The following is a 16,685-nucleotide window of genomic DNA, read 5'->3' on the forward strand; positions in this document are numbered from 1 at the left end:
GGCGTCACCGCTGCTTCGCGACATCGAGGCCGAGCCCGCCATAGATCTCGGAATAGCGCTTGTTCTCGTTCTCGAAGAACTTCGCCGTCTCGGCGCTGTTGAGATAGCGCGGGTTGAGGTCGCTCTTCTTCACCTCCTCCTGCCATTCCGGCGTCTTCACCAGGGCAGCGAACGCGTCGTCCCAGAACTTCACCTGCTCCGGCGTCAGTCCCTTGGGAGCGACGATGGCGCGCCAGGCGTAGATGACGGAATCGATGCCGTACTCTTTCCAGGTCGGGACATCGGCCAGGAAGCCGCCGGCGCGCTCGCGGCTGGCCACCGCGATGGGGCGCAGGTCGCCGGATTCGACGAAGGGCGCCACCGGCTGCGGCGAGGATACCACCACGTCGATGCGCCCGCCGAGCGCGGCGGTGATCGCCTCGGCATTGCCGTTGGAGAAATTCACCGTCTTCAGCTTGCCGCCCTTGATGTCGACGCCGACGCCCTTGGCCAGCGCTAGCGTGGCGATATGCTGCACGGTGCCGAGACCGGTGGCCGTGGAGAACACCACCGAGGACGGATCCTGCTTCAGCCGGTCGATCAGGTCCTGCGCGGTCCTGATGCTCGACTTCGACGGCACGGTGAACACCACCGTCTCGTCATAGAGCAGCGCGATCGGCGTGAAGTCCTTGTAGGTGATCGGGCTGCGCCCAAGCAGGTTGTTGGTGATCAGCGGCGTGTTGACCAACTGGATCGTCTCGCCCGCGCCGACCTGGCTCGCCGTATAGGTGAGCGCCAGCGCATGGCCGCCGCCCGGCTTGTTCACCACGACGCTGCTCTCCGGGATGGTGCCGTCCTTCACCAGCCATTCGCGGATGAGGCGGGCATTGCGGTTAAGCCCGCCTTCGCCGGCCGAGGTGCCGAGGATGATCTCGACCCGCCGTTCCGGCTTCCAGCCTTCGGCAGCAGTGGCGCCCGTGCCGATGAGCGACAGGCCCAGAAGGGCGGCAACCCCGATCCTGACCCGCTCCTGCATCTTCCCCGGAAGGACCATCAACCCGCTCTCCATGAATATCTATATTGTCTACCTTTTTGACATACTAATCGGAACATGCATTGGTGGAAATTGAATTTTCCATCCTCGCTTTAATAAAATTGATGAATCGTCCCCATGAGTGGCATTCGATGAGCCAGCCCCTTGCGATGGCACCTCCCCGCCCCCCGATCCGAAACCTGGATATGGATCTTGTCCGCACCTTCGTGATGGGGGTGCGTCTGGGCAGCTTTCTGAAGGCGGCGGAGCGCGTCGGCCGCAGCCAGTCCGCGGTAAGCCTGCAGATGCGCCGTCTGGAGGAGCAACTGGGTTCCCACCTGTTTCTTCGGGAGGGCCGCAAACTGACCCTTAGCTCGGACGGCCAGACCTTCTTCGTCTATGCCGAGCGTCTGCTCGATCTCAATGACGAAGCGCTTGAGGCCCTCGCTCCCCGCGAAGAGACCGGCGAAGTGCGAGTGGGTATTCCGCCGGACCTTGCGGAGACCTGGCTCCCCCAGATGCTGGCACGCTTCATCCGTTCACACCCGGAAGTCGCCATGGAGGCACGCGTCGATCGCAAATCGTCGCTGCTCAACGACATCGCGGCCAGCCGACTCGACATCGCATTGATCTGGGAGGGTGTAACTCCGGAGACGGAGGAGTCTGGAGATTTCGTTGCCGAAGTCCCCATCATCTGGATCGGCAATGGCAATCACGCCCAGATCGACGCGGGAGCAGTACCGCTGGTCATGATGGGCGAGCCCTGTCTTTTCCGCGCTACCGCCCTGGATCACCTGGCCAGAATTGACCGTAACTGGCGCATTACCTTCACGAGCTCGAGCCTTGCCGGCTTATGGGCGGCAACGTCCGCAGGCCTTGGGATAACCGTCAGGACACCTCTGGGACTGCCCGACGGCCTCAATGCCATCAACCATCCTCTCCTGCCGTACCTCGGCAACGCGAGCTTGCGCGCCTGCCTCGCAAAGTCGCCCTCTTCGGCGGTAAAGCGCTTCGCCTCGATTCTCACTCAAACCATCCGTGAATCCGTCTAGCCGGCTAATGTGTGAGCCCGCGCCAGCTTTGACCACACCCCCTGTCGGGGTCCACGATGGTGGACACTGTGGATCGCTTCCGTCCATAAGATACTGACCGAACCATCCATATCGGTGAGCATCGGTTCAATACGCTGAACCACAAAATCCGAGCCCCTGAACCGGAAGCCGAGGACGCGATCGCACAGGCCCCTGCGATCATCACCGAGGCTGAGTTCCGCGCCGTACAGGCGGACCTTGAGGCGCGAATCCCGCAAGGGCGCCGCCCCGCGAGGTGAGTGGCCCGACGCTTCTGACCGGGATCTCTTCTGCGCGAGCTGCGGCGGCGCAGTGACGCTCCGGACCGGCAAGGGCAGTTCGGGCTGCATGTATCGCTATTGCACCTGTTCGACGACCGCGCGCATGGGCACGACCGGCCGCTTGGGTCTTGCCCATGCGCATGGATCGGCTCGACCGAGCCGTCATCGATCATCTGTAGCGGCGCATCCTCGATTCTGAACACCTTTCCGTCGTACTGGAACAGCTTCTCGATCAGCGCGAGGAATGGGTCAAGCGGCGGCGCAGCCACATCGCTCAACAAGCGTGCGACGGAGGCCGAGGCCAAGCTGAAGCGACTCTATGAGGCGATCGAGAACGGCCTCATCAACATGGCCGATCTCTCATTGAAGGACCGCATCGCCGAACTGACCGCGATTCGCGACCAGGCCCAGGCAGACGCCGAGCGTGCGCAAGCGGCTGTGGAGAGGATCAGCTCGAAGGTCACCGCCAAAAGCCCGAAGCGCTTCTCCGAGATCGCCCGCGCCGAGCTACGCAGCGAGACGGGCGAGTACCACCGCGATCATCTGTGCGCGCTTGCTCAGCGTGTCGAGGTGGTGAGCAAGTCGGAGATTCGGCTGATGGGAAACAAATCGGACCTAGTGCGCAGGCTTGCCGCCGCATCAAGCGTGTGAGCGGCGGCGAACGGCGTTCGCAGGTTTGTACTGAAATGGCGCGCCCGAAAGGATTCGAACCTCTGACCCCCAGATTCGTAGTCTGGTGCTCTATCCAGCTGAGCTACGGGCGCCCGGCCGAGGTCATGAGACCTAACGGCCCTCTCGTCACGAGGCGTTGCCCCTCGTGAGAGGCCCGTCAGCTACCCCGATTCCGATATCAATGCAACAGCCCAGTCACATCGGATGGCAGCAAAGTCATCTCGCTTGTGGATAGCCACGACTGACGACAAGCGGCAGGGCGGCTGGATCAGCGTATCTCGAAAGGGAGATTTGCCGTGGCGGCGCTGCCCCGTCCGTCGCGAATCTCGACAAAAAGCCGATATTTTCCAACAGACAGCGGGCGCACGCGCGCGCCCTTCGCCAGTGGCGAGACCGCCCCCTCGACCACCCCGGCATCTGGTTCGAAGTCGCCGGCGACGGTACGCACGCGAGATTCTTCCCGAACGATCCAGCGGATGTCGAGGGGATCGCCATCGGGATCGCTGGCCTCCAATTCAACCTCCCAGCTTTCAGAAATCCCAACGCCGGCATAGGGCTGGGACGGAGTGTCGACGAGGCGCAGCGCGGCTATGCGCGGAGCACGATTACCTCCCGGCGTCCGACCTCCCCACGCCTCGGCCATCGCTTCGGAAGCCTCGGTCCACTCGCCGGACGGCAGGCGCAGGCTGTGCCAACTTGGCGTCACCTCCTGCTTCCAACCCCACAAAAACAAAATGATACCAATATCTTGACCTTCAAGCGCGGCGAGATAGCGCCTGAGCTCGATCGCCTTCTGAGTGGAAGACAATTCGAACGGCGCTCCCCACGGGGCGGTGGCGGCCTGCCACTGCCCCCGGGCGCCGAGCTCGGTGATGACGATCGGGCCGGCCCAGCCCTGGTCGCGGGCGCGGGCGGCGACGGAATAAAGCGCGTCGCCATAGGCGTTTATGCCGAGCACATCTATGCTCGGCGCGGCGGCGCGCAGCTTACGGACCTTGTCGGTACCGGTCTCCGCCAGCACGGCGATACGCGGATGCGCTGGATCGACGGCCTTGACCATCGCCGCCACCTCCTCGATGGCCGGCCAGACGGCGCGGTCGTCGGCGAGTTCGGATTCGACCTCATTGCCGATGCCCCACATCAGCAGCGCCGGATGATCCTTATATTTTTCAACAACTTGCCTGAACTCCGCGAGCTGCTTCTCCACGAAGACGCGGTCGCCATAGTCAACGCCGCGGCGCGGATGCTCGACCCACAGACCGACGATCACCTTCAACCCCGCCTGCCGCGCCGCATCGAGCACCGCTCCCGGATCGCCGCCATAGGTGCGAACCGTGGTGGCGCCTAAGCCGGCGAGTTCGGCCAGCGCCTCCTCCCCCGCGGCGCCACGCACGCGGAACGGCTTTCCATCCACCAGAACCTCGGTGCCGGCAACGCTTACCGTCGCCGCCATGGCAGGCTCGCTCAGTGCAGTGAGGTGTAGGATGAGGCCGAACAGGCCGATGAGAGCGGCGATCGGACGGGAAAGCCGGGCGTGCGCCAGCCGGCGCCGTGAATCAGCCATGCGACCGCAGGGCCCGGTGGGCGTCGAGATCGACCGGTCGGTCGGGAATGCGCAGTTGGAAGGTGGCGCCGATGGTGCCGGGCACCAGGCGGATCTCGCCGCCATGCGCCTGCATCAGCTCGGCGGCGATGGCAAGGCCGAGACCGGTGCCGCCGCGCCGCGCCGATCCCTGGAAGGCCTCGAACAGATGCGCGCGCGCCGCCTCCGGCACGCCGGGGCCGGTATCGGCGACCTCGACCACCACGGTGGAGCCCTCGCGGCGGCCGGTAACGCGGATCTGGTCGCGCAGCGGATCGTTGGGCGCGCGGGCGGCGAGCGCCTCCATGGCGTTGCGGCACAGGTTGAGCAGCACGCGGAACAGCTGGTCGGGATCGGCATCGACCTTGAGGCCGCGTTCCACCGCCTCCACCCAGCCGATGGCGGGGGCGTCCTCGCTGCCGAGGCCCAGCGTATCCTGCACATCGGCGATCAGCGGTGCCAGCGCCACCATGCGCCGCTCCGGCGGCGGCTCCTGCGCCTTGCCGTAGGCGAGCGTGTGCTCGCAATAGGCGATGGCGCGGTCGAGCGCCGCCTCCAGCTTGGGGGCGAAGCGCTGCACCGCCGGATCGCGGATCATGGCAAGGCGGTCGGACAGCAACTGCACCGAGGCGAGCAGGTTGCGCAGATCATGGTTGATCTTGGAAACGGCGAGGCCGAGCGCGGCAAGCCGGCTCTTCTGCTGCAGCGTCTCGCGGATCTGCCGCTGCATCTCCATGAATTCCCGCTCCGCCTGGCCGATCTCGTCCATGCGGGTGGTGGGATCGAGCGCGGCCGGCGGCGCACCGGGCGCCAGGCGGAAGGCGACCATGCGCTGGGTGAGCCGGCGCATCGGCCGCACGAACATCCAGGCGAGGCCGAGATAGATGAGCCCGCCGGTAAGCGCGGCGATGATCAGCGACACCAGCACCAGATTGCGGGTGAAGCGCAGCATCGCCTTGCGCAGCGGCGTCTCGTCGATGACGATCTCGACGAAGCCGCCGAGCCGCGGCGGGGTGCCGACCACGCGGACGATGCGCCCGTCAGGCGCGAACAGCGTGTCCACCGCTTCGGTCACCGCCTGCCACGGCGCCACGTCGCGCAGATCGACATGCAGGTCGACCTCGGGAGGAATATCGGAGGAGGCGAGCAGGCGGCGGGTGTCGTTTCGCTTCAGGGCGACGGTGATGGCGCCGACGCTGTTCAGCAACTCGCGGGTGAGCTCGGGCGGCACCATCTCCTGCGGTGCCGCATCCAGCACCAGCGCGGCGGTGCGGGCGCCGGCGAGCCGGTCCGACAGCCAGTTGACGCGATAGGCGGCGATGGAGGGAACGATGATCAGCAGCTCCGCCAGCACCACGAAGGCGACGGTGAAGGCCAGCAGCTTGCCCGACAGGCCGAGATGGCGCGGCAGCCGATAGGCGGCGGGCGCCGGCACGACGGCTTCCCCCGCCGCAGGGACAGGCGGCAGGGCGCGCTCGGCGAATACGGCCGGGGTCGAAGCGGCATCGAGAGGCGTGGTCATCGCAGCCTTATCTAATCGCGACCCGTCGCCCGGCCAGAGGTGCGCGGCGGCGCGTCGCACGGAAACGTGAAAACATATAGGGCCGAATGCGGCCATGGCGAGGCCGCGCCCGCGCCGGCGGATGCGCCCCCGCTATGAGCCGGTTTGGCGGCCGTGCATCGGGCGCCCCGCCGCCCAAGGCCACCGGCCCCCGATCGCCGAAGACGGGGCTGGCGAACTGTCCGCTCCCGCCCCCGCGATGATGGCGGGACAGACCGGGACGATGGCGGGCGTACGCCGCCCCAAGACGACCGACGGCGAGGGCGCGGCCCCATCGCCCGTCAGGCTCCCGCGAGCCACGCCGGACCGCGCAGCCCGGCAAGAGGCTCCTCACCCGGCTGGGGAGGGTTCCTCCCCGTGGCGCACCCCAGTGGCGCACCCGCCCGCGCCCGTGACCAGCCGGCCGGCGCCAACCCGGCGGGCCGGCGGCCGTGATCAGGCCGCGCCGCGGCCACATCGATGCACATGCCCCCTTCTCCGGCGATGGGGCGTCGAGCGGCTCCACGCGGCGGCTCCAACTTACCCGCCGGTCCGTCGATTCGGAGGCCGGAGCGGCCGTTCGCCGCCGGCATCGGGACCCACCGGACCTCAGGCCGACGAGGATCGCGCCGGCCGCCATTCCCGCCTATGCTCGCGGCACGCCGGCACTCGATGCCGCGCGGAGCGGGCCGGGCGCCCCGATGCGGCGGAACTCTGTGCCGAAGGCGGCGCTCCCGCGTTGACTTGTCTGCCCCACCCCCCTATAAGCCGCCTCCGAACCTCGGCTGCTCCGGCGACCGGGCTGTCTCCAATATTGACGCAAGAGTGCCGCACCAATGTCGCGGCCGGCGATCAGGGGGGCAATCCGGTCCGGGCGGCTCAACCTGAATGCGGAGAGACACCCGTGAAGCGCACTTATCAACCGAGCAAGCTCGTGCGCGCCCGCCGGCACGGCTTTCGTGCGCGCATGGCGACCCGTAACGGCCGCAAGATCATTGCCGCCCGTCGCGCGCATGGTCGCAAGCGCCTGTCGGCCTGATCCGACCCCTGACATGACCGCGACGGCCGCCGCCGCGGTCCTCCTGTCTCTGGTCGAAAGGGCTGGGATCGCAAGGGCTGAGGCCAGCCTCGCCCTCGCCTGAGGAACGGCGCCCTTATGGACCGGCTCGTCAAGCGCAAGGACTTCCTCGCCGCCGCCGGCGGGCTCCGGGCCAATTCCGGGCCGCTGCTGCTGCAGGGCCGCGACCGCGCCGATGACGGCGCCGCGCGCATCGGCGTCACCGTTACCAAGAAGCACGGCAATGCCGTGGAGCGGAACCGAATCCGGCGCCGCCTGCGTGAAGCCGTGCGCGCCGCCCTGCCCCGCGTGGCACGGCCGGGTTTCGACTATGTGATCGTCGCCCGTCGCGCCGCCCTTCACACGCGCTTCACCGATCTCATAAACGACATCGAGCGGGGCATCGCCCGCCTTCATTCTGGGAACCGGCGCCGGCATCCGCCAGCGCGGCCCCAACCTGCCGCGGCTTCGACCGCCGTGCAGGCGACCGCGCACGCCGACGGAGAGACTGCGCATGACGACTGAGAACCGCAACATGATCGTCGCCATCGTGTTGTCGATGGTGGTGCTGATCGCCTGGCAGTACTTCTCCGGCATCCCGCAGATGGAGGCCCAGCGTCAGGCGCAGCAGCAGGCGGCCCAGCAGGCGGCCCAGCCCGGCGCCCCCGCCGCGCCGGGGGCTCCCGGCACCACCGCGCCGGCGCCCGCCGCCACCCCGGCCAAGGCCCTGACCCGCGAGGAAGCGCTGGCCCGCACCCCGCGCGTGGCCATCGACACGCCAAGCGTCACCGGCTCGGTGTCGCTGCGCGGCGGCCGCATAGACGACCTGTCGTTGAAGAACTACCGCGAGACGGTGCAGCCGAACTCGCCGATCATCGTGCTGCTCTCGCCTTCCGGCGGGCCGAACCCGTTCTATGCCGAATTCGGCTGGGTCGCCGCCTCCGGCTCCAATGTGAAGCTGCCGGCGCCCGACGCGCTGTGGACCGCCCCCGAAGGCGCCAAGCTCACCGCCGACACCCCGCTGGTCCTCACCTACGACAATGGCGAGGGGCAGGTGTTCCGCCGCACCCTCTCCATCGATGCCAACTACATGTTCCATGTGGTGGACGAGGTGGAGAACAATGGCGGCGCGGCGATTTCGCTGCATCCCTTCGCGCTGGTGTCCCGCCACGGCACCCCGCACACTCTCGGCTACTACATCCTCCACGAGGGCCTGATCGGCGTGACCTCGGAGGGCGGCCTGCACGAGATCAAGTACAGCGCCATCGCCGAGAAGAAGACCGAGACCTTCGCCTCGACCGGCGGCTGGCTCGGCATCACCGACAAATACTGGGCGGCGACCGTCATCCCGGATTCGCAGGAGAAGGTGCAGGCGCGCTTCTCCGCCGCGCAGAACGGCAACGACCTCACCTACCAGACCGACTTCCGCGGCGACGCCGTCACCGTCGAGCCCGGCGCCAAGGCGACCCGCGACGGCCGGCTGTTCGCCGGCGCCAAGGTGGTGCGCCTCGTCGACGGCTACCAGGCGCAATATAATATCGACCGCTTCGACCGACTGATCGACTGGGGCTGGTTCTACTTCATCACCAAGCCGCTCTTCGTCGTCATCGACTGGATCTATCACCTCGTCGGCAATTTCGGCATCGCCATCCTCGCGGTCACCGTGCTGATCAAGGGCATCTTCTTCCCGCTCGCCAACAAGAGCTACGCCTCGATGGCGAAGATGAAGGCGGTGCAGCCGGAGATCCAGGCGCTGCGCGAGCGCTATGGCGACGACCGCATGAAGCTCCAGCAGGAGATGATGGAGATCTACAAGAAGGAGAAGATCAACCCGATCGCGGGGTGTCTTCCGATCCTGATCCAGATCCCGGTCTTCTTCGCCCTCTACAAGGTGCTGTTCGTCACCATCGAAATGCGGCACGCGCCGTTCTTCGGCTGGATCAAGGATCTCTCGGCCCCCGACCCGACCACGCTGTTCAACCTGTTCGGGCTGATCCCCTGGGACCCCTCGCAGGTGCCGGTGATCGGCCACTTCCTGATGCTCGGCATCTGGCCGATCATCATGGGCTGCACCATGTGGGCGCAGATGAAGCTGAACCCGGCCCCGCCGGATCCGACCCAGAAGATGATCTTCGACTGGATGCCGCTGGTGTTCACCTTCATGCTGGCCTCGTTCGCCTCCGGCCTCGTCATCTACTGGGCCTGGAACAACACCCTCTCGGTGCTGCAGCAATCGGTGATCATGCGCCGCAACGGCGTGAAGGTGGAGCTCTGGGACAATCTCAAGAGCACGCTGCGTCTCGGCCGGAAGAAGGCCAAGGCCGGCTAGCGGCACCGCGCCGGCAGGCGCCGCGACGACGGACACGACGACAGGCAGCGGGAACGGCCAGGCGGCGGTTCCCGCTGTTTTCGTTGGCAGGCCCGTTTTGCCGGGCCTTGCCGCGCCGGCGGCGTTACACGAACATGTGCGACCACGCCGCGCGGCCGAGGTATACGATTTGCCGTGAGGCTGGCTGCCTTCGTCGAGGTGATCCCATCATGAGGTGATCCCATGCGGCAGATCACTGTGCGGGCCCTCGGCTTCGCCGTCGCGCTGCTCATCGCCGCGACCCTTTCCGTGCGGGCGCAATCCTACAAGGTCGATCCGGCGCAGACCCGGATTGCCTTCGAGATCGGCGCCAAAGACTATCCGCTGACCCAAGGGGTGTTCCGCCGCTTCACCTCCCGGCTCGCCATCGATCTCGATCGGCCGCAGCGCTCCTCGGTGCGCTTCACCATCGCCGCCGCCTCGCTCGACACCAGGGCGCCAGCGCTCGACGACTATGTGCGCGGGCCGGCCTTCCTCAATACCGACCGGCATCCCGACATCCACTTCGTCTCCACCTCGGTGGAGAAGCTCGACGACCACACGGTGCGGGTGCGCGGCAATCTCACGCTGCTCGGCGTCACCCGGCCCGAGAGCGTTACCGTCCGGGTGCAGCGCGATCCGGACCGCTCCTTCGGCCTGCGTGCCGAATTCCATCTCCAGCGCTCGCGATTCGGCATGACCGCCGGGCTGCCGCTGATTTCCGACCATGTGCGCATCATCGTCGCCACCCGTGCGGGCGAGACGTGAGGGCGGATCGCCCGCCCGGAACCGACCCGGCTGCTCGAATTGTTCCACCCTGCGGTGCCGGCGGCGCGGCAGCGCCAACTGGTCGATCATGACGGCGTTCTGCGGCGGATCGGCTCCTGATACCGCGTCCCCGCAGCCGGACGGCTTGCGGAATGGCGCCGGGCGGCGGATAAGCGGCGGATGAACGCTGACAGCACCCCCTCCGAGGCCGAAGCACGCGCCGCGGCCGAACATGCCGCGCTGATCGAGGCCGGCCGCAAGCTCTTCGCCGGCGAGTGGAACTTCCTCTCCGCCGCCCCGACCATCGAAACGCTGCCGGCGATGCGCGGCATCGAGATCGCCTTTGCCGGCCGGTCGAATGTCGGCAAGTCGAGCCTCGTCAACGCGCTGACCGGCCGCAAGGCGCTGGCGCGCACCTCGGTGACGCCGGGCCGCACGCAGGAGCTGATCTTCTTCGGGCTCGGACCCGACCTCACCCTTGTCGACATGCCCGGCTACGGCTTCGCCCAGGCGCCGAAGGAGAAGGTCGACGCCTGGACAGAGACCATCCACGCCTATCTGCGCGGGCGGACCAATCTGGCGCGGGTGTTCGTGCTGATCGATTCCCGCCACGGGCTGAAGCCGATCGACCTTGGCGTGCTCGACGGGCTCGACAAGGCCGCGGTGTCCTACGCCATCGTGCTGACCAAAGCCGACCAGCTGAAGAAGGGCGAGCTGGAAAAGCGCCTCGCCGAGACGCAGACCGCGCTGGCTCGCCGGCCGGCGGCGTTCCCGGTGGTGTTCCCCACCTCCTCGCGCGAGGGCACCGGCATGCCGGAGCTGCGCGCCGCGATGGTGACGCTGATGCGCGAGCGCGGCATTTCCTGAGGGACCGCCTCCCCTCGATTCGGATCGAGGTGGCGCCGAGCCTCGAAGGAGGCCCCGCCGGGCGCGCCCGGGCGACCATCCTTCGGGGCTCGCGGCGCTCGCACCTCAGGATGAGGGCGGTCGGGAATGTGGGGGCGGGGAGCGGGCAACCGCGCCCGTTTCCGGGATGCGGGCGGAAACCCTCCCGGCGATGTGAAGCCGGCAATTGACCGGCGTCATGGTCTCCTCGGCGCAGGTGCCCATAGTGGCCCCGCCAATGAGAGGAGAACGCCATGGCCAGGATGAAAGCCGCCATCTTCGTCGAGAAGGGACGCATCGTCCTCGACGAGAAGCCGGTCCCGGAGATCGGCCCGCTCGACGCGCTGATCCGCATCACCACCACCACCATCTGCGGCACCGACGTCCACATCCTCAAGGGCGAGTACCCGGTGGAACGGGGGCTCACCATCGGCCACGAGCCGGTCGGGGTGATCGAGAAGCTCGGCTCGGCGGTGACCGGCTTTTCCGAGGGCCAGCGGGTGATCGCCGGCGCCATCACCCCGTCCGGCCATTCCTATGCGTGTCTCTGCGGCTGCGGCTCGCAGGACGGGCCGGGCACCCGCCACGGCTTCAAGGCGATGGGTGGCTGGAAGTTCGGCAACACCATCGATGGCGCGCAGGCGGAATATGTGCGGGTGCCGGATGCGCTGGCCAATCTCGCGCCGGTGCCGGACGGGCTTTCCGACGAGCAGGTGCTGATGTGCCCCGACATCATGTCGACCGGCTTCTCCGGCGCCGAGAGCGGCGCGGTTGGGATCGGCGACCATGTCGCGGTGTTCGCGCTCGGCCCGATCGGCCTGTGCGCAGTGGCAGGCGCCAAGCTGAAGGGCGCGACGAAGATCATCGGCGTCGACACCGTGCCGGAACGGCTCGCCATCGCCCGGCAGCTCGGCTGCTCGGACGTGGTGGACTTCAGGCAGGGCGACCCGGTGGAGCAGATCCTGGCGCTGACCGACGGGCGCGGCGTCGATGTCGCCATCGAGGCGCTGGGCACGCAGGGCACGTTCGAATCGGCGCTCAAGGTGCTGCGGCCGGGCGGCACGCTGTCCTCGCTCGGCGTCTATTCGACGGATCTGAAGATCCCGCTCGGCGCCTTCTCCGCCGGGCTCGGCGACAACAGGATCGTCACCACCCTGTGCCCCGGCGGCAAGGAGCGCATGCGCCGGCTGATGGACGTGATCGGCTCCGGCCGCGTCGACCTGAAGCCGCTGGTGACGCACCGGTTCAAGCTGGACGACATCGAGGCGGCCTATGAATTGTTCGCCAACCAGCGCGACGGCGTGCTGAAGGTGGCGATCACGCCGTAAGGGAGCGGCTGTTTCTCCCTCTACCCGTCTCGAACTCGGCTGTTGCCGAGTTCGAGGGTTGGATGGAGCAAACTCGGCAACAGCCGAGTTTGCGGAAGAGGGCTGGGGTGAAGGGTCTTCTTCGGCTCCGCAATGGCCTGGCCCCTCACCGACCCGCTCCGCGGGCCACCTCTCCGTCGAAGCCGGATGCTGCCGGCTTCAACCTTGCGGGAACCGAACTCGACGACAGCCGAGTTCGGGCGGGGAGAGCAACAGGAAAGAGCCAGAGGCAGCGTCCCTTTCGGCAATCCGATCCTTCCGATGGCGGGGCGGGCATGTCGACCCGTCCTCCCGCTCACCCCGCCAGCGGTGGATCGAGGCGGGCGAAGCCGGCCTGCCGGCGATAGGGGAAATGCGGGTAGGGCGCCTCCACCACGCTGGCGGCGTCGAGCCGGGCGATCTGTCCGGCCTCGAGCGCCCAGCCCACCGCGCCGAGATTGTCGACCAGCTGCGCCTCGTTGCGGGCGCCGAGGATCACCGAGGCCACGGTCGGGCGCCGCAGCAGCCAGTTGATGGCGATCTGCGGGATGGTGCGGCCGGTCTCCTCGGCCAGTTCGTCCAGCACGTCGACGATGCGGTAGAGCCGCTCCTCGTCCACCGGCGGGCCGAAATCCGCGGTGGCGTTGAGGCGGCTGCCCGCCGGCAGTGGCGCGCCGCGGCGGATGCGGCCGGTCAGCCGGCCCCAGCCGAGCGGGCTCCACACCAGCGCCCCGAGCCCCTGATCTGCACCCAGCGGCATCAGCTCCCATTCATAATCGCGGCCGACCAGCGAGTAATAGACCTGGTTGGCGACATAGCGCGGCCAGCCATGGCGCTCGCTCGCCGCCAGCGACTTCATGATCTGCCAGCCGGCGAAATTCGACACCCCGACATAGCGCAGCTTGCCGGCGCGGACGAGCCCATCCAGCGTCGCCAGCACCTCCTCGACCGGGGTGCCCGCGTCGAAGGCGTGCAGCTGCAGCAGATCGATGTAATCGGTGCCGAGGCGGGCCAGCGCCGCCTCCACCGCGCCCACCAGCCGCAGGCGCGAGGTGCCGGCCTGGTTGGGGCCCTCCCCTGTCGGCAGCCCGGTCTTGGTAGAGATCAGCACCCGGTCGCGCCGGCCCCGGATCGCCTCGCCCAGCACCCGCTCCGAGGCGCCGTCGGAATAGACGTCGGCGGTATCGAACAGCGTCACCCCGGCCTCGAGGCAGATGTTGAGCAGGCGGCGCGCCTCCGCCGCATCGGTGGTGCCCCAATTGCCGAAGAGCGGGCCGGCGCCGCCGAAGGTGCCGGCACCGAAGGACAGCGCCGGCACCTTCAGGCCCGAGCGTCCGAGCGGGCGATATTCCATCATGTGCTCCCGTGATCCATCTGCATGGCGGGAAGATGGAACCAGCCGCATCTGTGAGATAGACTGCCGACAAGAACAGCATCTGTGAGATGAAAGACCGAATGGCGCGCGGCGACATCAACCGCTCCGGCGAGATGGAAGTGTTCGTGCGGGTGGTGGAGCAGGGCGGCTTCTCCGCCGCCGCCCGGCAGAGCCGGATGACCCCCTCGGCGGTGAGCAAGCTGATCGCCCGGCTGGAGGCGCGGCTAGGCTCACGCCTCGTCACCCGCTCGACCCGCCGGCTGGAGCTGACGCCGGAGGGCTGCGCCTTCTATGAGCGGGCGGCGCGCATCCTCGCCGATATCGAGGAGGCCGAGCGCACCGCCGGCGCCGGCGAGCGGCCGGCGGGACGGGTGAAGGTCAGCACCTCCGCCTCCTATGGCGCGCATGTGCTGGCGCCGATCCTACCGGACTTCCTGATCCGCCATCCCGGCGTCAGCCTCGACATCGTCGAGACCGACCTGGTGGTCGACCTGCTGGCCGAGCGCACCGATGTCGCCATCCGTGCCGGACCGCTGCGGACCTCCAGCCTGCTCGCCCGCAAGCTCGGCGACACCGGCAAGCTGATCGTCGCCGCCCCGGCCTATCTGGCACGCGCCGGCACGCCGCACAGCGCCGCCGATCTCGGCGCGCATGTGCGGATCGGCTCCGGCTATGCGCGGGCGGTGGAAGGCTGGCCGCTCCGGGAGAACGGTCGGGACACGATGCTGCCTGTGTCGGCCCGGGTGCAGGCGAGCGACGGCGAGGGCATCCGCCGGCTGGCGCTGGCCGGCGTCGGGCTGGCGCGGCTGGCCGCCTTCACCGTGCGCGCCGACCTTGCGGCGGGACGGCTGGTCGCGGTGCTGGAGGCGCTGAACCCCGGCGATCGCGAAAGCTTCCACGCCGTGCATCCCGGCAGCGGCGGGCCGCTGCCGGCGCGGGTGCGGGCGCTGATCGACTTCCTCGCCGAGCATGGAAGGGTGAGGTGAGCCGGCATGCGCCGGCTCGGGCGCCGGCCCCTCACACGTCGTTGGCGGAGGAGAGGTTCTCCGGCTGGATGTAGGACGGCGTCGAGCGCAGACGCAGGCCCGGACCGCCGCCGGCGCTGGGCAGGCCGGCATCGATGAACTCGACCCCGGCATGCTCCAGCGCCCGGCGCATGCGCACGCTCTCATTGGGATCGTCGCCATCGCCGGGCTCGCGGCCCTGCTCGAAGGCCTCGACATAGGCGCCGGTGACGCCGGCATGGCCGGCGAGATCGTCGACCGACCAGCCCAGCATGGCACGGGCGGCGCGGCATTGTTCGGCGCCGAGCGCCGGGACGCCGGAATCGAGCGGATCGGCCATGGAGCTCTCCTGCTGAAGCGAGGCGAGGCGCCCGCCGCTTGGCGCCGCCGCTCAGGCGGCGTTGGACGCGGCAGTGCCGTTGAGGATGGCGTAGAGGGTGGCGGCGTCGTGCGAGGCCCGCAGCTTCTTGGCCGCCTCCGGATCGCGCAGCAGCCGCGCCACCCGGGCCAGCGCCTTCAGATGATCGGCCCCGGCCGCCTCCGGCGCCAGCAGCAGGAACACCAGATCCACCGGCTCGCCGTCGAGCGCCTCGAAATCGATCGGCCGGTCGAGCCTAGCGAACAGGCCGAACAGCTTGTCCATCTTGGCGAGCTTGCCGTGCGGAATGGCGATGCCATTGCCGACCCCGGTGGAGCCGAGCCGCTCGCGCGAATTGAGCGTCTCGAAGATCTCGCGCTCGTCGCGGTTGAGAAGGGCGGCCGCCTTGGCCGAGAGTTCCTGCAACGCCTGCTTCTTGCTGCCGACCCGCAAGGCGGGGAACACGGCAGGCGGGGAAAGAATATCGTTCAGGGCCATAGCGCGATCCGGATGGAGGGCGTGGGCATAGGGGAGACGCGGAACGGGACATCCCGCCCCGCGCTCCGAGGGTGGCAACGGGAGTTCAATGCACGTCTTCCACGGCGGCGAGCGGCGGGTCGATCCAGCCGACATGGCCGTCGGCCCGGCGATAGACCACGTTGACCCGGCCATGATTGGCATGGCGGAACACCAGCACCGCGGCGCCGGTGAAATCGAGCTCCAGCACCGCATCGCTGACCGCCAGGCGCGGCATGTCGGCGGTGGCCTCGGCGACCACGGTCGGGCTCCAGCCGTCGAGCGCCTCGCCGTCCTCGTGGTCGGGCGCCTCGAAGACGGTCAGCGGCACCGATTCCGGCGCGGCGGCCATTCCCTCGCCATTCGGCACGTGGCGCTTCACCCGGCTCTTGTAGCGGCGCAGCCGCGTCTCGATGCGCTCCACCGCCGCGTCGGCACTCGAATAGGGATCCTGGGCGCCGCCATGCGCCTGCAGGATGGCGCCGCTGTCGAGATGCAGCGCGCAGTCCGAGCGATAGCCGGACCCCTCCCGCGCGACGGTGACGTGGCCAGACCAGCCGCCGTCGAAATACTTGTCCATGACATCGGCCAGCCGGTCGGAAACCCGCTGGCGCAATGCCTCTCCAACGTCGAGATTTTTGCCAGAAACCCGCAGCGGCATCGTGACTAGTCCCTCTGCTGGGGCATGGACGGGAGAGCGACGTGCACAACGCCCCGCCCGCCGATTGCCCGAACCCCTTACTTGCCCGGCCGGTGCCTTTAAGAGGTAGGAGCCGTGAGGGAAAGTGTCAACGTAAACCAAGATGTACCGCCCGACGGCGCACAGCTTCGCGGATTTCCGCCCGGCCGGAAAGAGCCGCGACGGCCCATGG

16 protein-coding genes and 1 tRNA gene are annotated in these 16,685 nt (G+C 68.2%); 9 read left to right on the forward strand and 8 right to left on the reverse strand.

Annotation, left to right across the window (positions count from 1 at the left end; all coding sequences use genetic code 11):
* Nucleotides 1-4: 4 nt before the first annotated feature.
* The gene (locus tag J2X65_RS16545; RefSeq protein ID WP_310202978.1) at nucleotides 5-1,033 is read right to left on the reverse strand and encodes a tripartite tricarboxylate transporter substrate binding protein; all 1,029 of its coding nucleotides are present in this window, start codon (nucleotides 1,031-1,033) and stop codon (nucleotides 5-7) included.
* A gap of 65 nt (nucleotides 1,034-1,098) precedes the next feature.
* On the opposite strand from J2X65_RS16545, the gene J2X65_RS16550 reads away from it, so the two are divergent.
* Together J2X65_RS16550 and J2X65_RS16555 are read left to right on the forward strand one after the other, a co-directional pair.
* On the forward strand, nucleotides 1,099-2,064 hold the full coding sequence (locus J2X65_RS16550; protein ID WP_310202980.1) for a LysR substrate-binding domain-containing protein: 966 nt from the start codon (nucleotides 1,099-1,101) through the stop codon (nucleotides 2,062-2,064).
* 377 nt (nucleotides 2,065-2,441) lie between these two features.
* Nucleotides 2,442-3,014 (forward strand): hypothetical protein, encoded by a 573-nt coding sequence (locus J2X65_RS16555; RefSeq protein WP_310202982.1) that lies wholly within the window; start codon nucleotides 2,442-2,444, stop codon nucleotides 3,012-3,014.
* A gap of 36 nt (nucleotides 3,015-3,050) precedes the next feature.
* On the opposite strand, the gene J2X65_RS16560 is transcribed toward J2X65_RS16555, so the two are convergent.
* From J2X65_RS16560 to J2X65_RS16570, 3 genes are all read right to left on the reverse strand, one after another.
* Nucleotides 3,051-3,127 (reverse strand) — tRNA-Arg (locus J2X65_RS16560).
* 176 nt (nucleotides 3,128-3,303) lie between these two features.
* Nucleotides 3,304-4,599, reverse strand: coding sequence for a cellulase family glycosylhydrolase (locus J2X65_RS16565; RefSeq protein ID WP_310202984.1), 1,296 nt, complete (start codon nucleotides 4,597-4,599; stop codon nucleotides 3,304-3,306).
* Nucleotides 4,592-6,139 carry a HAMP domain-containing sensor histidine kinase gene (locus J2X65_RS16570; RefSeq protein WP_310202986.1) on the reverse strand — a complete coding sequence of 516 codons (1,548 nt, stop codon included), beginning with the start codon at nucleotides 6,137-6,139 and terminating at the stop codon, nucleotides 4,592-4,594. The genes J2X65_RS16565 and J2X65_RS16570 overlap by 8 nt, the downstream gene beginning before the upstream one ends.
* Before the next feature lie 922 nt (nucleotides 6,140-7,061).
* Between J2X65_RS16570 and rpmH the strand changes: the two genes are divergently transcribed.
* The 6 genes from rpmH (at nucleotide 7,062) to J2X65_RS16600 (ending at nucleotide 12,542) form a co-directional block, all read left to right on the forward strand.
* Nucleotides 7,062-7,196, forward strand: coding sequence for a 50S ribosomal protein L34 (gene rpmH, locus J2X65_RS16575; protein WP_213340341.1), 135 nt, complete (start codon nucleotides 7,062-7,064; stop codon nucleotides 7,194-7,196).
* 117 nt (nucleotides 7,197-7,313) lie between these two features.
* Nucleotides 7,314-7,739, forward strand: a complete 426-nt coding sequence (gene rnpA, locus J2X65_RS16580) for a ribonuclease P protein component (protein ID WP_310202990.1) — start codon at nucleotides 7,314-7,316, stop codon at nucleotides 7,737-7,739.
* Nucleotides 7,729-9,543: a membrane protein insertase YidC gene (gene yidC / locus J2X65_RS16585; RefSeq protein WP_310202992.1), complete on the forward strand. Its 1,815-nt coding sequence runs from the start codon at nucleotides 7,729-7,731 to the stop codon at nucleotides 9,541-9,543. The genes rnpA and yidC overlap by 11 nt, the downstream gene beginning before the upstream one ends.
* 222 nt (nucleotides 9,544-9,765) lie before the next feature.
* Entirely contained in the window at nucleotides 9,766-10,329 is a 564-nt protein-coding gene (locus J2X65_RS16590) for a YceI family protein (protein ID WP_310202994.1), read from the forward strand.
* Nucleotides 10,330-10,509: 180 nt separating this feature from the next.
* Entirely contained in the window at nucleotides 10,510-11,196 is a 687-nt protein-coding gene (gene yihA / locus J2X65_RS16595; protein ID WP_310202996.1) for a ribosome biogenesis GTP-binding protein YihA/YsxC, read from the forward strand.
* Nucleotides 11,197-11,468: 272 nt separating this feature from the next.
* Nucleotides 11,469-12,542, forward strand: coding sequence for an NAD(P)-dependent alcohol dehydrogenase (locus tag J2X65_RS16600; RefSeq protein ID WP_310202999.1), 1,074 nt, complete (start codon nucleotides 11,469-11,471; stop codon nucleotides 12,540-12,542).
* Nucleotides 12,543-12,876: 334 nt separating this feature from the next.
* Here J2X65_RS16600 and J2X65_RS16605 read toward each other — a convergent pair whose 3' ends face one another.
* Entirely contained in the window at nucleotides 12,877-13,914 is a 1,038-nt protein-coding gene (locus J2X65_RS16605; RefSeq protein ID WP_310203001.1) for an aldo/keto reductase, read from the reverse strand.
* A 101-nt stretch (nucleotides 13,915-14,015) separates the two neighbouring features.
* On the opposite strand from J2X65_RS16605, the gene J2X65_RS16610 reads away from it, so the two are divergent.
* On the forward strand, nucleotides 14,016-14,921 hold the full coding sequence (locus tag J2X65_RS16610) for a LysR family transcriptional regulator (protein ID WP_310203003.1): 906 nt from the start codon (nucleotides 14,016-14,018) through the stop codon (nucleotides 14,919-14,921).
* A 31-nt stretch (nucleotides 14,922-14,952) separates the two neighbouring features.
* On the opposite strand, the gene J2X65_RS16615 is transcribed toward J2X65_RS16610, so the two are convergent.
* The 3 genes from J2X65_RS16615 to hpf all read right to left on the reverse strand — a co-directional run bounded on the left by J2X65_RS16615 (nucleotide 14,953) and on the right by hpf (nucleotide 16,474).
* Nucleotides 14,953-15,279, reverse strand: a complete 327-nt coding sequence (locus J2X65_RS16615) for an XRE family transcriptional regulator (protein WP_310203005.1) — start codon at nucleotides 15,277-15,279, stop codon at nucleotides 14,953-14,955.
* 51 nt (nucleotides 15,280-15,330) lie between these two features.
* Nucleotides 15,331-15,795, reverse strand: a complete 465-nt coding sequence (ptsN, locus tag J2X65_RS16620) for a PTS IIA-like nitrogen regulatory protein PtsN (protein ID WP_310203008.1) — start codon at nucleotides 15,793-15,795, stop codon at nucleotides 15,331-15,333.
* A gap of 85 nt (nucleotides 15,796-15,880) precedes the next feature.
* Nucleotides 15,881-16,474 carry a ribosome hibernation-promoting factor, HPF/YfiA family gene (gene hpf / locus J2X65_RS16625; protein ID WP_310203009.1) on the reverse strand — a complete coding sequence of 198 codons (594 nt, stop codon included), beginning with the start codon at nucleotides 16,472-16,474 and terminating at the stop codon, nucleotides 15,881-15,883.
* Between the last annotated feature and the right edge of the window lie 211 nt (nucleotides 16,475-16,685).

Source organism: Ancylobacter sp. 3268 (genome assembly GCF_031456575.1).
Classification (GTDB): Bacteria; Pseudomonadota; Alphaproteobacteria; order Rhizobiales; family Xanthobacteraceae; genus Ancylobacter.

Coding starts and splice junctions, on each gene's coding strand:
- J2X65_RS16605 (WP_310203001.1), bottom strand. CDS start 13,914: ATGGAATATCGCCCGCTCGGACGCTCGGGCCTGAAGGTGCCGGCGCTG.
- ptsN (WP_310203008.1), bottom strand. CDS start 15,795: ATGGCCCTGAACGATATTCTTTCCCCGCCTGCCGTGTTCCCCGCCTTG.
- J2X65_RS16570 (WP_310202986.1), bottom strand. CDS start 6,139: ATGACCACGCCTCTCGATGCCGCTTCGACCCCGGCCGTATTCGCCGAG.
- yihA (WP_310202996.1), top strand. CDS start 10,510: ATGAACGCTGACAGCACCCCCTCCGAGGCCGAAGCACGCGCCGCGGCC.
- J2X65_RS16615 (WP_310203005.1), bottom strand. CDS start 15,279: ATGGCCGATCCGCTCGATTCCGGCGTCCCGGCGCTCGGCGCCGAACAA.
- J2X65_RS16610 (WP_310203003.1), top strand. CDS start 14,016: ATGGCGCGCGGCGACATCAACCGCTCCGGCGAGATGGAAGTGTTCGTG.
- yidC (WP_310202992.1), top strand. CDS start 7,729: ATGACGACTGAGAACCGCAACATGATCGTCGCCATCGTGTTGTCGATG.
- J2X65_RS16600 (WP_310202999.1), top strand. CDS start 11,469: ATGGCCAGGATGAAAGCCGCCATCTTCGTCGAGAAGGGACGCATCGTC.
- rnpA (WP_310202990.1), top strand. CDS start 7,314: ATGGACCGGCTCGTCAAGCGCAAGGACTTCCTCGCCGCCGCCGGCGGG.
- hpf (WP_310203009.1), bottom strand. CDS start 16,474: ATGCCGCTGCGGGTTTCTGGCAAAAATCTCGACGTTGGAGAGGCATTG.
- J2X65_RS16545 (WP_310202978.1), bottom strand. CDS start 1,033: ATGGTCCTTCCGGGGAAGATGCAGGAGCGGGTCAGGATCGGGGTTGCC.
- J2X65_RS16565 (WP_310202984.1), bottom strand. CDS start 4,599: ATGGCTGATTCACGGCGCCGGCTGGCGCACGCCCGGCTTTCCCGTCCG.
- J2X65_RS16590 (WP_310202994.1), top strand. CDS start 9,766: ATGCGGCAGATCACTGTGCGGGCCCTCGGCTTCGCCGTCGCGCTGCTC.